The organism is Aureimonas endophytica, assembly GCF_014642635.1.
Classification (GTDB): domain Bacteria; phylum Pseudomonadota; class Alphaproteobacteria; order Rhizobiales; family Rhizobiaceae; genus Plantimonas; species Plantimonas endophytica.
Genome location: NZ_BMIQ01000001.1, coordinates 812,435 through 827,578 on the forward strand (window position 1 = coordinate 812,435; position 15,144 = coordinate 827,578).

Consider the following 15,144-nt stretch of genomic DNA (forward strand, 5'->3'; position numbering starts at 1 on the left):
CGGCGGGCCGGACCTTACATCCGTTTCGAATTCCATTGCCGGAGACGATGGCCGTGGTCAGACAGTTGAAGCTCGGCGCCTTCATGCGCCCGGTCAGCATCCATACCGGTGCCTGGCGCTATCCGGGTGCCTGGCGCGACGCCAATTTCAGCTTCCCGCGGCTCAAATATCTCGCCGGGCGGCTGGAGGCGGCGCGCTTCGACGCCTTCTTCATGGCCGACCACCTGGCCGTCCTCAACATGTCCACCGAAGCGCTGCGCCGCAGCCATACGGTGACCTCCTTCGAGCCCTTCACGCTCCTCTCGGCGCTCGCCGCCGTCACGAGCCGCATCGGCCTCGTCGCCACCGCCTCGACCAGCTTCGAGGCGCCCTATCACGTCGCGCGCCGCTTCGCCTCGCTCGACCATCTGAGCGAGGGTCGCGCCGGCTGGAACATCGTCACCACGTCCAATCCCGACGCCGCGCTGAATTTCGGCCTGGAGGACCATCTGGATCACGACGAGCGCTATGCCCGGGCGCGCGAGTTCTACGACGTCGTCACCGGCCTTTGGGACAGCTTCGCCGACGACGCCTTTCCGCGCGACCCGGAGAGCGGCACCTATGTCGAGCCGGAGCGGATGCGGGCGCTCGACCATGCCGGCAGGTTCTACCGGGTGCGCGGGCCCCTCAATATCGCGCGCCCCGTCCAGGGCTGGCCGGTGATCGTCCAGGCGGGGGCCTCCGAGGCCGGCCGCCAGCTCGCCGCCGAGACGGCGGAAGTCGTCTTCGCCGCGCCGAACGGCCTTTTCGACGGCCGGGAACTCTATGCGGACATCAAGGCGCGCATGGCGCGGCTCGGCCGCGATCCCGATCATCTGAAGATCCTGCCCGGCGCCTTCGTCGTCGTCGGCGACACCGAATCGGAGGCGCGGGAGAAGCGCGCCCGTCTCGACAGTCTCGTCCATTACGAGAATGCCATCGGCTCGCTCTCCATCGCGCTCGGCCACGACGCGCGCGGCTTCGATCCCGACGGGCCGCTGCCGGAGATCCCGGAAAGCAACGCCTCGAAGAGCGGGCGGCAGAAGACCATCGATCTCGCCCGCCGCGAGAACCTCACCGTGCGCCAGCTGGCGCAGCGGCTCGGCGGCTATGGCGGCCTCTCCTTCGTCGGCACGCCGGCGACCATCGCCGACGCGATGCAGGAATGGCTGGAGACCGGCGGCTCGGACGGCTTCAACGTGATGTTCCCCTATCTGCCGGGCGGGTTGGACGATTTCGTCGACAAGGTCGTGCCGGAACTGCAACGGCGCGGCATCTTCCGCCGCGACTACGAGGGCCGGACGCTGCGCGACCATCTCGGCCTGCCCCGCCCCGCCAATCGCTTCTTTCCCAGCGGAGCCTGACCCGCGATGTCCGACGCCCCTCGCCCCGCGGAACCTCCTCGGATCGATCGCCTCGCCCCGGTCGTCGGCTCGGTGCTCGACCTCATCGGCCGCACGCCGATGGTGGAACTGAAGAAATTCGACACCGGCCGCTGCCGGCTCTTCCTCAAGCTGGAGAGCCAGAATCCCGGCGGCTCGATCAAGGACCGCATCGCCGTCTCGATGATCGCCGATGCCGAACGGACCGGCCGGCTGAAGCCGGGCGGCACGATTGTCGAGGCGACGGCCGGCAATACCGGCCTCGGCCTTGCCCAGGTCGGCATTCCGAAGGGCTATCGCATCGTCCTCGTCGTGCCCGACAAGATGTCGCGCGAGAAGGTGCAGCACCTGCGCGCCCTCGGCGCCGAGGTGCATCTGACGCGCTCCGATGTCGGCAAGGGCCATCCCGAATATTATTCGGACATGGCGGCGCGGATCGCGCGGGAAACGCCCGGCGCCTTCCATGTCGACCAGTTCGCCAATCCCGCCAATCCGCTGGCGCATGAGGAGACGACGGGGCCGGAGCTCTGGCAGCAGCTCGGCGGCGATATCGACGCGGTGGTCGTCGGCGTCGGCTCGGGCGGCACGCTGACCGGTCTCGGCCGCTTCTTCGCCCGCCTGTCGCCGAAGACCGAGATGGTGCTGGCCGATCCCGCCGGCTCGGTGCTCGCCCCCTTCGTCAAGACCGGTCGCCTGGAAGAGGCCGGCAGCTGGACGGTGGAAGGGATCGGCGAGGATTTCGTGCCGCCGAACGCCGATCTCTCGCTGGTGAGGAAGGCCTATTCGATCACCGACAAGCAGAGCATGCTGGCGGTGCGCGACCTCCTGGCGCGCGAGGGCATTCTCGCCGGTTCCTCGTCGGGCACGCTCCTTTCAGCGGCTCTGCGCTATTGCCGCGAGCAGACCGAGCCGAAGCGGGTCGTCACCTTCGTCTGCGATTCCGGCAACAAATATCTGTCGAAGGTCTTCGACGATGTCTGGCTCGCCGAACAGGGCCTCGCCGAGCGCGAGCAGCATGGCGACCTCACCGACATCGTCGCCCGCTCGCACCGGCTCGGCCAGACGATCATCGTCTCGCCGACCGACAGCCTGCTCGACGCCTATGGCCGCATGCGCCGGGCCGACGTCTCGCAGCTTCCCGTCCTGGCGGATGGCCGCCTCGTCGGCATCATCGACGAGGGCGACATCCTCTCCCATGTCGAGGGCCCCTACGAGGGACGCTGGGACCGCTTCAACGCGCCGGTCTCGAAGGCCATGACGCGCGACGTCCACACGCTCCAGGCGAGGCAGACGCTGGACGCGCTGCTGCCGGTCTTCGACCGGAACGAGGTGGCGATCGTCATGGACGGCGACAGCTTCTTCGGCCTCGTCACCCGCATCGATCTCATCAATCACCTGAGGCGCGCCCGATGACCCGGACCCCGACGAACCGGCTCGCCTTCGCCACCCGCACCATCCATGGCGGCCAGTCGCTCGATCCGACGACGGGCGCCGTCATGGTGCCGATCTACGCCACCTCGACCTATGGCCAGGAGAGCCCCGGCGTCCACAAGGGCTTCGAATATGCCCGGAGCCAGAATCCGACGCGCTTCGCCTTCGAGCGCGCCGTCGCCGATCTCGAAAGCGGCACGGCGGCCTTCGCCTTCGCCTCCGGCCTCGCCGCCATCTCCACCGTGCTCGAACTCCTCGATGCCGGCTCGCACATCGTCGCGACGGACGACATCTATGGCGGCAGCTTCCGCCTGATGGAGAGGGTGCGCAAGCGCTCGGCCGGGCTGGCGATCAGCTTCGCCGACTTCACCGATCCCGCCGCCGTGGAGGCGGCGATCCGGCCGGAGACGCGGCTGCTCTGGATCGAGACGCCGACCAATCCGCTTCTGCGCATCGTCGATCTCGAGGCCGTGGCCGCGCTCGCCAGGCGTCGCGGCATTCTCACCGTCGCCGACAACACCTTCTGCAGCCCGGCGCTCCAGCGCCCGCTCGAAAAGGGCATCGACATCGTCGTCCATTCCACGACGAAATATCTCAACGGCCATTCGGACATGGTCGGCGGCTGCGCCGTCGTCGGCGAGGATCGCGATCTCGCCGACCGGTTGAAATTCGTCCAGAACGCGGTCGGCGCGATCTCCGGTCCGTTCGACAGCTTCCTGGCGCTGCGCGGCCTGAAGACCCTCGCCCTCAGGATGGAGCGTCATTCGGCGAACGGCCTCGCCATCGCCCGCTGGCTGGAGACGAGGCCGGAGGTGCGCCGCGTCGTCTATCCCGGCCTCGAAAGCCATCCGCAGCACGCGACCGCCCGGCGGCAGATGGCGGGCTTCGGCGGCATGATCACGGTCGAGCTCGACCGCGACCTCGCCGGCACGAAGCGCTTCCTGGAGCGGACGGAGCTCTTCACGCTCGCCGAAAGTCTCGGCGGCGTCGAGAGCCTGATCGAGCATCCGGCTCTGATGACGCACGGCTCGATCCCGGCGGAAAAGCGCGCCGCGATCGGCATCTCCGATTCGCTCGTCCGCCTGTCGGTCGGCATCGAGGATGCGGATGATCTGATCGCCGATCTGGAAACGGCGCTCGGCCAGTCCTGACCGGGCCGGCTAGGCGGCCGTGCCGTCGACGATGAGAACCGGGCGGCCCCGCGAGCAGGGTTCGACCCGGGCGTCGACGCGATAGACCGTGCGCAGCATCGCCGGCGTGATCACCTCGGCCGTCGGGCCGCCCGCCACCATCCGGCCCTCGGCGATGACGATCGTCTGGTCGCAATAGCGCAGCGCGTGATTGAGGTCGTGGAGCGCGATCAGGACCGCCATGCCGGTGTCGCGCGCGCGGCGCCGCATGAAGTCCAGGACCTCGATCTGGCGATAAAGGTCGAGAGCCGAGGTCGGCTCGTCCATCAGGAGCACTCGGGGCCTGCGGATCAGCGCCTGCGCGATCGAGACGAGCTGGCGCTGGCCGCCCGACAGCTCGCCGAGCCCCCGAAAGGCCAGGGCGTCGATCTGCAGCGCGGCGAGGACCGCGTCGATCTCGGCGAGTTCGGCATCCGCGACGCTCCAGCCGGAGCCCTGCTTGGCGGCGAGCAGCACCGATTCGTAGACGCTGAGGACGGCGTTGCCGCCGGTGTCCTGCGGCATGTAGCGGATGGCGTCGGCGATGCTCGCCCCGTCCGCCAGCTCGACGGTGCCGGGTCCGGCGAGGAGGCCGGCGATCCGCTTGAAGAGCGTCGACTTGCCGGCGGCGTTCGGGCCGATCACCGCCGTCAGCGAGCCGGCCGGCAGGTGGCCGGTCTCGATATCCGACAGGATCGTGCGCCGGCCGTAGCGCGCGCCGATGCCCTTGAGCGCGAGCGCTACCATGCGCGCCTCCGATTGGTGAAGATCAGCACGAAGAAGAAGGGCACGCCGACCAGCGCCGTGATCACGCCGATCGGCAGGATCGCGCCCGGCAGGATCGTCTTCGAGACGACGGAGGTGACCGACAGGAGCAGCGCGCCGCAGAGAACCGAGGCCGGCAGGAAGAAGCGCTGGTCCTCGCCGACGAGCATCCGGGCCATATGCGGCCCGACGAGCCCGACGAAGCCGATCGTGCCGACGAAGGAGACGGGGATCGCGGCGAGAAGGCTCACCATCAGCATGGTGTTGAGGCGCAGGCGACGGACATCGACGCCGAAGCTCGCCGCCTTCTCCTCGCCGAGGCGCAGCGCGGTGAGCGCCCAGGCCTGGCGGGCGAAGACGGGCAGCGCCACGACGAGCACGGCGAGCGTGATCCAGAGCTTCGGCCAGTTTGCCTTGGTGAGGCTGCCCATCGTCCAGAACACCACCGCCGCCAGCGCCTGTTCCGAGGCGAGATATTCGAGCAGCGACAGGAAGGCGTTGAAGGTGAAGACGAGCGCGATGCCGAGGAGGACGATCGTCTCCACCGTGACCCCGCGCATGGTGGAGGCGAAATGGATGAAGAGCGCCGCGACCATCGCCATCAGGAAGGCGTTGAGCGGCACCATGTAGGTGACCGCGAAGGGCAGGATCGCCGTGCCGGCGACGAGAGCGAGCGCCGCGCCGAAGGAGGCGGCGGCCGAAATGCCGAGCGTGAACGGGCTCGCCAGCGGATTGGCGAGGATCGTCTGCATCTGGGCGCCGGCCACCGAGAGCGAGGCGCCGACCGTCACCGCCATCAGGGCGATCGGCATGCGGATATCCCAGACGACGACGCGAAGCTGGTCGCCCACCATGGCCGGCCGGAAGATCGAATCGAGGATCTGGCCGATCGTGTAGTTCGCCGGGCCGAGCGCCATATCGACGCAGACGCTGACGACCAGCGCGGCGAGAAGCGCGAGGATCAGCCCGACACGCCGCAGGGCGAGGGTGCGATAGCGCCCCCGCCCCTCGGCCCGGGCCCCGCTTGCGGCGAGGACGGCCATCCGCTCAGCGATCCGTCAGCGAGACGAAATAGCCCGGCTTGTAATCCAGCGGCAGGAAGCGGGCATGAAGCTCCTTGAAGGTCGCGTCCGGGTCGAGATCCTTGAAGAGATTGGGATGCAGCCACTTCGCCATCTCCTGGATCGCGACGAACTGGTAGGGATTGTTGTAGAACTGGTGCCAGATCGCGTGGACCTGGCCCGTCTTCACCGCCTTGATGCCGGTGAAGGCCGGACGCTTCGTCAAAGCCTCCAGCTTGACGCGCGCCTTCGCGTCGTCCGCGCCGTAGCCGACGCCGACCCAGGCGCCGCCCGGCACGTAGCCTTCCCAATTGCCGCCGGTGACGATGACCTGATCCGGGTTCGAGGCGATGATCTGCTCGGGGTTCACCGTGCCGAATGTCCCGGGAATCATGGTCTTCGCCATGTTCGTGCCGCCGGCGAGCTCGACCATGCGGCCGAAATTCTCATCGCCGAAGGACATGCAGCAATCGTCCGAATAGCCGCCGGCGCGCTCCATGAAGACCAGCGGCCGGGCGGGCTTCTCCTTGTCGAGCACGTCCGTCACCGCCGCGATGCTCTTCGCGCGGAAGGCGATGAAATCCTCGGCCACCTGCTCCTTGCCGAGAAGCTGGCCGATGAGGCGCATCGAGGGCTCGGTATGGATCATCGGCTTCTCGCGGAAGTCGACATAGACGAGCGGGATGCCGACCTTCTTCAGCGTCTCGATATAGCCGGCCTCCTCGGTGGCGGCCTTGGCATCGACATTCATGATGATGACGTCCGGCTTCAGCGCGATCGCCTGCTCGACGTCGAAGGAGCCGTCCTTCATGCCGCCGAAGGTCGGCAGCTTGGCGATCTCGGGATATTTCGCAAGATAGGCGGCATAGGTCTCGGGATCGGCCTTGGAGAGATCGTCGCGCCAGCCGACGACATGGCTGAAGGGCGCGTCGCGATCGAGCGCCGCGACGAAATAGATCTGCCGCCCCTCGCCGAGGATGACGCGCCGCACGGGCGTCTCGACCTCGACCTCGCGCCCCGTGACGTCGGTGATCTTCGTCATGCCGGCGAAGGCCGGACCCGTCAGGACGGCGACAAGAGCGAAGGCGGCGGCGGCCAGCCGGCGAACGACCCGCATGATCTGATCTCTCCTTGGAAGATGACGCGTTCTATGAATTGCTGAGATTGACAGTCAACTTCTATCTTTTAGAAGCATTCGAAGCTGGACGGAGGCCGCGATGACAGTTCGGGGGAATTTCGACCTGCGGGACGAGATCCAGGCCTTCTGGTCGGACCGGGCCGCGAGCTTCGATGACTTCCCCGGGCACGAGATCTTCTCCGAGCGCGAGCGCCGGGCCTGGCACGATCTGCTGTCGCGCCATCTCGGACCGGCGGCGGGGCGCGGCGTGCTCGATCTCGCCAGCGGCACCGGCGTCGTCTCGCATCTCCTCGACGATCTCGGCTTTCGCGTCACCGGGCTCGACTGGTCGGAGCCCATGCTGGAGCGGGCGCGGCGGAAGGCGGCGGATCGCGGACGCGCCATCGCCTTCCGGCTCGGCGATGCCGAGCGCATCCTGGAGGCGGACGAGAGTTTCGACGCGATCGTCACGCGCCATCTCGTCTGGACCCTGGTCGATCCCGCCGCCTGCTTCGCGGAATGGCTGCGCGTCCTGAAGCCCGGCGGCATGCTGCTGATCGTCGATGGCGACTTCGTCGGCCAGGGCGCGGGCGAGCGGCTCCTGATGCGGATCGAGGCCTTCGCCCGCCGGCACGGACTGGCGCGGGACCGGGGACCGGCATTGTCGGCCGAGCTCGCCGGGCGGCACCGCAGCATCCTGTCGCGCGTCCATTTCTCCGGCGGGGCGCGGGCCGAGGATGTCGCGGCGCTTCTCGCCGAAGCCAGCTTCGCCGGGATCACGGTCGATCGCCGGCTCGGCGCGATCCACCGGGCGCAGGGGCGCCACATGCCCTTGCTGAAGGGTCTCGCCCGGCAGGTGCAGCACCGCTACGCGATCCGGGCGACGAAGCCGCCGATCTGACGCGCCCGCCTCGCGCAAGTCGCGCCGGGATGGCATGGTCCGCCGGATCTGAGTCGCTGGCGGACAGGGAGCGTCCATGATGAGCAATGCGCTGAAGTTCTATATCGACGGCGCCTGGGTCGAGCCCGCGCCCGGCGCGACGCGCCTGCCAGTGATCGACCCTTCGACCGAGGAGGCCTATGCCGAGATCGCGATCGGCACCGGCGCCGATGTCGACCGGGCGGTGGCGGCCGCGCGGCGCGCCTTCGAGACCTATTCGCAGACGAGCCGCGAGGAGCGTCTCGCGATCCTGCGGCGCGTTCTCGCCGTCTACGACCGGCGCGCCCGGGAGATGGGCGCGGCGATCAGCCGGGAAATGGGCGCGCCCCTGCCCTTCGCCATCTCCAACCAGGCCGGCAGCGGCCGGGCGCATCTCGCCAAGATGATCGAGACGCTGGAGAATTTCCGGTTCGAGGAACTGCGCGGCACGACGCTGATCGCGCGCGAGCCGATCGGCGTCGTCGGCATGATCACGCCCTGGAACTGGCCCATGAACCAGATCGCCTGCAAGGTCGGCCCGGCGCTCGCGGCCGGCTGCACGATGGTGCTGAAGCCGTCCGAGATCGCGCCGATGAGCGGCCTGCTCTTCGCCGAGATCATGGACGAGGCGGGCGTGCCGAAGGGCGTCTTCAACCTCGTGAACGGCGACGGACCAAATGTCGGCGAGGCGATGTCCGCCCATCCCGGCATCGACATGATGTCCTTCACCGGCTCCACCCGCGCCGGCATCCTCATCGCCAAGGCGGCTGCCGACACGATCAAGCGCGTCCATCAGGAGCTCGGCGGCAAGTCGGCCAACATCCTCCTGCCGGATGTCGATCTGGAGAAGGCGGTGAGCGAGGGCGTCGCGGAATGTTTCGGCAATTCCGGCCAGAGCTGCAACGCGCCGACGCGCATGTTCGTGCCGATCGACCGGCACGAGGAGGCGGCGGCGATCGCGGCGCGGGCGGCCGCCACCTTCAAGGTCGGCCCGGCCGATGCCGAGGGCACGAAGCTCGGCCCGGTGGTCAGCCAGATCCAGTACGACAAGATCCAGCGCCTGATCGAGACGGGCATCGAGGAAGGGGCGCGGCTCGCCGCCGGCGGGCTCGGCCGGCCGGACGGCATGAACCGGGGCTATTTCGTCAAGCCCACCGTCTTCGCCGACGTCACGCCCGAGATGACCATCGCCCGCGAGGAGATCTTCGGCCCGGTCCTCTCCATCCTCTCCTATCGCGACGAGGACGAGGCGGTGGCGCTCGCCAACGACACGGTCTACGGCCTCGCCTCCTATATCCAGTCGGCAGACCTTCGGCATGCGCGCCGGCTCGCCGCCCGCATGCGCTCGGGCAATGTCTATATCAACAACCCCGCCTGGGACACCGGGGCGCCCTTCGGCGGCTACAAGCAGTCCGGCAACGGGCGCGAATATGCCGATTTCGGCCTTCACGAGTTCCTCGAGATCAAGGGCATCGTCGGCTACGGCGCGGCCTGAGGCGGCCATGCTGCTGGTTCTCGGCAACGCGACCATCGACGAGGCGATGGCGGTCGACGGCTGGCCGGCGCCCGGCGAGACCGTGATCGTCGGCGCGCCGCGCCACGATCTCGGCGGCAAGGGCGCCAACCAGGCACTGGTCGCCCATCGGGCCGGCGCCCGCCTGCGCTTCGTCGCGCCGGTCGGGCGCGATGCGCCGGGCGCGACCATCGCCGCCGCCCTCGCCGAGGAAGGGCTCGATCCGGCGGATCTGATCGAGGTCGCGGCGCCGACCGACCGGTCGCTGATCTTCGTCGGCCGGGATGGCGAGAATGCCATCGCCAGCATCACCGGCGCCGCCGCCAGCCTCGACGCCGGAATGGCGGAGCAACTGGCCGGCGCGCTCGGACCCGCCGACCAGCTTCTCCTGCAAGGCAATCTCTCGGCGCGGGCGACGGCGGCGGCGCTCCTTGTGGCGCGGCGGCGCGGCGCTGCGACGCTGTTCAACCCTTCGCCGCTGCTGCCCGAATTCCGCGACCTGCTGCCGCTCGTCGATCTCGTCGTCGTGAACGCAAGCGAAGGCGCGGCGCTCGTCGGACCGATGGAGCCCGCCGCCATCGTCCTGGCGCTGCGCGAAGCGGGCGCGGCGGGCGCCGTCCTGACGCTCGGCGGTCACGGCGTCCATTTCGCGGGGCGCGCGGCACAGGGTCATGTGCCGGCCCGCGCCGTCCCGGTGGTGGATACGACCGGCGCCGGCGACACGTTCATGGGCGTCCTCGCGGCCGCCCTTCATTATCATGGCTTCGACCTTGCCGGCGCGGTCGCGGCCGCCAACGACGCCGCCGCCGTCACCGTCGGCCGCCATGGCACGCTCGCCGCCTTTCCGAGCCGCGCCGAGATCGCGGCGATCCTCGATCGCCATCGCGCGACGGGCTGATTCCCTTCCTCCCAGCCCAGGCCGGCGCCAAGCCCGAGCGCCGCGCCGCTTCGAAAGATCCGCTCCGATGCCTTCTCTTCCGCCGACCGTTCTCCTCGATCTCGACGGCACGATCATCGATTCCGAACCCGGCATCGTGGCGAGCTGCCGCGCCGCGCTTCTGAGCCTCGGTCTCGCCATGCCGCCGCAGCCGGATATCGCCCGGCTGATCGGCCCGCCGATCGCCGACGTGATGGCCTATCTCCTCGGCGCGCAGGGAGACGATCGCGTCGCGGAAGCCGTCGCCGCCTATCGCGCCGACTACGGCGCGCGCGGCCTCTTCGACTGCCGGCTTTATGCCGGCATCGAGACGGCGCTGCGCGACCTTCACGCCGCCGGCATGCCGCTGGTGCTCGCCACGTCGAAGCGACGCGACTTCGCCGAGCGTATCCTGGAGAATCTCGGCCTTCTCCCCCTCTTCGCCGCCGTCTACGGCTCCGGTCCCGCGACCACCTCGCCGCACAAGGACGAGATGATCGCCGGCATTCTCGCCGAGCGCGGCCTCGACCCGCGCGCTGCGGTGATGGTCGGCGATCGTCGCTTCGACATCGCCGGCGCCCATGCCAACCGCCTGCGTGCCATCGGCGTGCTTTGGGGCTATGGTGCAAGGAACGAGCTGGAGGAATGCGGCGCCGATCTTCTGCTGCATGATCCCGCCGATCTGACGCCGGAGGCCGTGCGGCATGCGCTCGGCAGCGCTCCTCGCGCCGATTGACCGGGATCAAGGCGCGCCCGCCGGCGAAGGCTTAGACCGTATTCGTCCCGGACGGAGATGGATCGATGACGGACCTTCGTTTCGCAAGCGTGATGGTGGGCGTCGATGCCGGCGTCGGGACGGAAGCGCGCGTCGGGCTCGCCGCGGAGATCGCCCACCGCTTCGCCGGCCTCACCATCGGCATCGCGGCGGAAGCCGTGCCGCTGGCGCTCTATACGGATGCGGCGGAAGCTTTCGACGAGGAATTCGTCCTGGCCGAGCAGAAGCGCATCGACGACCGGCTCGGGGAGTTGGAGCGCCTCTTCCGCCGGGCGGCGGGCGGCGCGTCGGAATGGCGCCAGGCGATCGACGAGCCGACCGGCTTTCTCGTGCGCCAGGCCGTGGCGGCGGATCTCGTGGTGCTCGGTCGCGGCGGACCGGACGACCCCGCGCTCGGCCGCACGGGCATCGATCTCGGCGAAGCCGTCATCGGCGCCAGCCGTCCCGTGCTGATCGTGCCGCCGCACGACGAGCGCGCCGCCGCGCGCCATGTCCTCGTCGCCTGGAAGGATACGCACGAAGCCCGCCGGGTCGTCGCCGACGCCCTGCCGTTCCTGCGCCTCGCCGAAGAGGTGACCGTGCTGACCATCGGCGAGGAGCGGGAGGTCGACGGGCTCGACGACATCTGCCGCAACCTGGAACGGCACTCGGTCCGGGCGAGGCCGCTGCGGGTCGCCGTCCCCCAGGGCTCGATCGCTGACGAGATCATCCTCCAGGCCGAGCAACGCGGCGCCGATCTCCTGGTGGCCGGCGCCTATGGACACGGCCGGCTGCGCGAATGGATCTTCGGCGGCGTCACGCACGAATTGCTGCGGCGGACGCCCTGCCCCTGTCTTCTGTCCCGCTAGGGCCGATCCCCGCGCCTCGCGCGGCCCGGCGCCGGGCGACCGGCGCGGCGGGGCGCCCGCGCAGGCCGTCCGCCAGGACCGGCGCATCCGGCCAGGGGCCGAAGCCGCTGGCGATGTTGATATGGCCGGCGGAACCGAGATCGATCAGCGCCGAGCCCCAGAGCTTCGCCTGACGCTCGGCCTGCGAAAAGCGCATGAAGGGATCGTCGCGGCTGCCGACGAGGATGGAGGCGAAGGGCAGCGGCCCCTCGGGCGCCGCCGCGAAGCTGCGCACGGTCGGATGGCTGTCGGCCAGCGCCTCGAGATCGGCCGGCGCGACGAGAAGCGCCCCGCCGACATGCGAGGCCGCCGGCCGGCCCGCCAGGGCCGCGACGAGGGCGCAGCCGAGGCTATGCGCCACGAGAATGACGCCCGGCGCGCTTGCCTCGATCCGCGCCTCGAGGCTATGCAGCCAGTCGACCAGCACCGGGCGCGAGAAGCTTTCCTGCTCCACCAGTTCGGCGTGCCGGTCCTCTTCTGCCCAATGCCATTGCCAATGGCCCTCCGGCGACCCGTTCAGCCCCGGAACGATCAAGGTTTCGATCACGTCGGCTCTTCCCTCGATGCTCTCAATCCAGACGGGAAACTAGGGCCTCGAGCGCCGCGTCGGAACGAATAAAATACTCAATCCGTAGACGGATGGAGCAGCTTCGTCCGTTCGCGTCCGGACGATTCGACAAAGCGAGGTTTCGGTGACCCATGCGATTTCGCATAGGTCGTCCGCGATGCCGAGATAGCGAAGATCGGCGGACCACCCATGCGATATTGGCGCTACTCCGCCGCGTATGCCGCGCCTACATTCCGGGTGTCGAAAGAAACCGCAACGGACCGCTCCCACCGATGAGGAGCGAAGATGGAGAAAGACCCATGAACCTCGCCCGCACCTTCCGCAACTGGCGCGCCTATCGCGAGACCGCGACCGAGCTGAACCGTCTGTCGCAGCGCGAGCTCGCCGATCTCGGCATCGCCCGCTCGGACATCCCGGCCTTCGCCCGTCAGGCGGTCCGCTAAGAAATTCCAGGTTCTGCTCCGGCCTTCTCCTCCTCCCATGGCCGGGGCGGATCGGCCGGCGGTTCCTCCCACCGCCCGCCAGCATGCCCGCTGTCTCCTCCCGACGCGGGCATCGAACCAGCGCCCACCGGTCCTCCCCCGGTGGGCGTTTTGGTATCTGCCGCAGGCGGCGCGACGGGAGGGGAATCACCGCCGCGAACGCCCGCTGTCAGCGTGGACGGTCGCGGCGCGATCCCGTCTCGGCGACAGCCGACCCTCGAAGGTCGGATCCTCCGTCCCCTGGCAAGCCGCCGGCCCCCATCTGGATTTCCATCGAATCGAACGGCAGGCTGGACGGCCGGCCCGGCGCAGCGGCGACGGCCGGCGCCTTCGGCGTGACGAGCAGAATGCCGAGAAAGATCGTCGCGACGCTGCCGCCGATCCAGGGCGAGATCGTCTCGCCGAGCAGAAGAACGCTCCAGCCGAGTCCCGCCAGCGTGATGAGATAGGAGCACTGGCTGGTGAAGACCGATCCCGAGCTCGCGATAAGGGATTGGAAGAGATAGTTGGCCAGCGCCGCGCAAAGGCCGAGCGCCAGCACCACCGCCTCCAACCGGCCGGCCGGCACCGCGAGCCACAGGAAATCCTCGCAGAAAAAGGCGATGCCGAAGGCGATCGCCGCGCCCATGCCCTGCATCAGCGCGATGCCGGCGATCGGATCGATCTCGGGCGGCTTGCAGGCGGCGATCAGCAGGTTCTCCGTCGCATAGCAGATCGGCAGGCCGAGCACGGCGAGAAGCGTCAGCGTCAGGCTCTGGTCCGGTGCAGCTACGGTGCTGGCTAGCACGGGGATCAGCCCGACGAAGCCGAGGGCGAGCCCCGCGAAGCGTCGGGCGGTCGGCGCTTCCAGGCGCAGCGCCGCCGCGAGGGCGAAGACGATGAAGCCTTCCAGAATGACGATGACGGAAATGGTGCTGGAGGCGATTCGGCCGGCGACCCAGAACAGCAGCGCCTGGGGAATCACCGTGCCGAGCAGGGCCCAGGCGAGAAAGAAGACGGCGGCGGCCGGTGTCGGCAGCACGATCGTCCGCCGCCGCAGCGCGATCGTCAGGCAGATCGTGGCGCTGATCGCCGAGACCCAGCCCGTGAGACCGAAGGGCCCCGCCCCGAAGCGGGAGGCGAGGCTCGACAGCGGCACGACCAGCCCCCAGATCGCGCCGAGAGCGAGAAGCCCGAACCGCGCCTTGAAGGAAGAGGAGGCGGCGCCTGCCGCTGTCCGCCTCGGCACGCGCCGGCGGGGATCGTCGGCGCGATCGAAGGGTGGCGGATGGCCCATGACAAGGCTCCAGGTCGCAAGCTTCGGCTACCGCCGGCCGTCGAGCCGGCATGCGCATGCGAGCGGCTGAAACTCCTGCAACCGCTGGATCTGAACTGGGAACAAGGAGACGCGAACCGCACCCCGAATGCGGGACGCCTTTCGTTCGAATGGCCCCCCGACGAACAGGGTGCCGAAAGAAACTTTTTATTCCCCAGCGTCAACTAGACCCTTGCATCTAGTCCCCTGAGCAAACGACAGAATTACCCGCCCAGGTAGCAAATCATTGGGATGGATTTCGCCTTCGCGCAATCCGCCTTTCGCCCAAGCGAGCCGAGACGGCCCTTTTCTCATCATTCAGAATAAGGTCGACTCAGGCAGATCGTCTTGCAGGGGCGCCTCATGGCTGCGGGTAAGCTTGCAACCGTCGCGTCTCGCCTTTTGCGAAAGTGATGTCGGATGGACGATGTCGTACCGACTTGGCGATGGACCCTTGGTGAACCCGTCACAGCTTCGTCGTCCCAGGCGTAATCCGGAACTCATGCCTTCAGCAAAACCGCATGGACGAGAATGGGGATGAGCGTCCCTGCGCATCGTTCGCGCCGGGTCGTAGCCGGCTTGGAATAGATCCCGACGCAGCGCCGGCCGGACCAGACGGCAAGGGGAGCGGGTCTCTGCGAAGACGCGATGGTGTCAGAGGCGAATCGACGGCGCGCGGGCCTGAAATAGTCCAAGCCTCGGCGATCTCGCTGATAGACCGAAGTGGCGACACAGGCCGGTGTTCGGAAGGTGCGAGGACTCGATTCGCGCCGCGAGAGGTCTGCCGATTCCCAACAGCCTTAACTCGGGAACGACACCAGCGTCCTGAGTGAACCGCCGAGCGGAA

At 68.7% G+C, this 15,144-nt stretch carries 14 protein-coding genes; 9 read left to right on the forward strand and 5 right to left on the reverse strand.

The window, feature by feature from the left end; translation table 11 throughout:
* Nucleotides 1-47 precede the first annotated feature (47 nt).
* Genes IEY14_RS04095 through IEY14_RS04105 form a run of 3 tightly spaced genes read left to right on the forward strand, consistent with a single transcriptional unit; the run spans nt 48 to nt 3,982 of the window.
* Nucleotides 48-1,382, forward strand: coding sequence for an LLM class flavin-dependent oxidoreductase (locus IEY14_RS04095; RefSeq protein WP_188906906.1), 1,335 nt, complete (start codon nt 48-50; stop codon nt 1,380-1,382).
* A gap of 6 nt (nt 1,383-1,388) precedes the next feature.
* Nucleotides 1,389-2,813 (forward strand): pyridoxal-phosphate dependent enzyme, encoded by a 1,425-nt coding sequence (locus IEY14_RS04100; RefSeq protein ID WP_188906907.1) that lies wholly within the window; start codon nt 1,389-1,391, stop codon nt 2,811-2,813.
* Complete coding sequence (locus tag IEY14_RS04105) at nt 2,810-3,982, forward strand: trans-sulfuration enzyme family protein (protein ID WP_188906908.1); 1,173 nt, start codon at nt 2,810-2,812, stop codon at nt 3,980-3,982. The genes IEY14_RS04100 and IEY14_RS04105 overlap by 4 nt, the downstream gene beginning before the upstream one ends.
* Before the next feature lie 9 nt (nt 3,983-3,991).
* Here IEY14_RS04105 and IEY14_RS04110 read toward each other — a convergent pair whose 3' ends face one another.
* The 3 genes from IEY14_RS04110 to IEY14_RS04120 are packed head-to-tail and all read right to left on the reverse strand — an operon-like array spanning nt 3,992 to nt 6,943.
* A complete protein-coding gene (locus IEY14_RS04110; RefSeq protein WP_188906909.1) occupies nt 3,992-4,747 on the reverse strand; it encodes an ABC transporter ATP-binding protein in 756 nt (251 codons plus the stop codon).
* Nucleotides 4,741-5,808 carry a FecCD family ABC transporter permease gene (locus IEY14_RS04115; RefSeq protein WP_188906910.1) on the reverse strand — a complete coding sequence of 356 codons (1,068 nt, stop codon included), beginning with the start codon at nt 5,806-5,808 and terminating at the stop codon, nt 4,741-4,743. Before IEY14_RS04115 ends, IEY14_RS04110 begins: the two co-directional genes overlap by 7 nt.
* Before the next feature lie 4 nt (nt 5,809-5,812).
* Nucleotides 5,813-6,943 (reverse strand): ABC transporter substrate-binding protein, encoded by a 1,131-nt coding sequence (locus IEY14_RS04120; protein WP_188906911.1) that lies wholly within the window; start codon nt 6,941-6,943, stop codon nt 5,813-5,815.
* A 100-nt stretch (nt 6,944-7,043) separates the two neighbouring features.
* Here IEY14_RS04120 and IEY14_RS04125 point away from each other — a divergent pair, with 100 nt between their 5' ends.
* From IEY14_RS04125 to IEY14_RS04145, 5 genes are all read left to right on the forward strand, one after another.
* Complete coding sequence (locus IEY14_RS04125; RefSeq protein ID WP_188906912.1) at nt 7,044-7,844, forward strand: class I SAM-dependent methyltransferase; 801 nt, start codon at nt 7,044-7,046, stop codon at nt 7,842-7,844.
* Between the two features lie 79 nt (nt 7,845-7,923).
* Nucleotides 7,924-9,357, forward strand: a complete 1,434-nt coding sequence (locus tag IEY14_RS04130; protein ID WP_188907383.1) for an aldehyde dehydrogenase family protein — start codon at nt 7,924-7,926, stop codon at nt 9,355-9,357.
* Nucleotides 9,358-9,364: 7 nt separating this feature from the next.
* A complete protein-coding gene (locus tag IEY14_RS04135) occupies nt 9,365-10,273 on the forward strand; it encodes a PfkB family carbohydrate kinase (protein ID WP_188906913.1) in 909 nt (302 codons plus the stop codon).
* 67 nt (nt 10,274-10,340) lie between these two features.
* Nucleotides 10,341-11,027: an HAD hydrolase-like protein gene (locus IEY14_RS04140; protein WP_188906914.1), complete on the forward strand. Its 687-nt coding sequence runs from the start codon at nt 10,341-10,343 to the stop codon at nt 11,025-11,027.
* Nucleotides 11,028-11,092: 65 nt separating this feature from the next.
* A complete protein-coding gene (locus tag IEY14_RS04145) occupies nt 11,093-11,914 on the forward strand; it encodes a universal stress protein (protein WP_188906915.1) in 822 nt (273 codons plus the stop codon).
* Here the strand turns inward: IEY14_RS04145 and IEY14_RS04150 are convergent.
* Nucleotides 11,862-12,500: an RBBP9/YdeN family alpha/beta hydrolase gene (locus IEY14_RS04150; RefSeq protein WP_188906916.1), complete on the reverse strand. Its 639-nt coding sequence runs from the start codon at nt 12,498-12,500 to the stop codon at nt 11,862-11,864. The genes IEY14_RS04145 and IEY14_RS04150 overlap by 53 nt on opposite strands.
* A gap of 320 nt (nt 12,501-12,820) precedes the next feature.
* Between IEY14_RS04150 and IEY14_RS04155 the strand changes: the two genes are divergently transcribed.
* Nucleotides 12,821-12,964, forward strand: a complete 144-nt coding sequence (locus tag IEY14_RS04155; protein ID WP_188906917.1) for a DUF1127 domain-containing protein — start codon at nt 12,821-12,823, stop codon at nt 12,962-12,964.
* A gap of 208 nt (nt 12,965-13,172) precedes the next feature.
* On the opposite strand, the gene IEY14_RS04160 is transcribed toward IEY14_RS04155, so the two are convergent.
* Nucleotides 13,173-14,279 (reverse strand): DMT family transporter, encoded by a 1,107-nt coding sequence (locus tag IEY14_RS04160; protein WP_188906918.1) that lies wholly within the window; start codon nt 14,277-14,279, stop codon nt 13,173-13,175.
* Nucleotides 14,280-15,144: the final 865 nt, after the last annotated feature.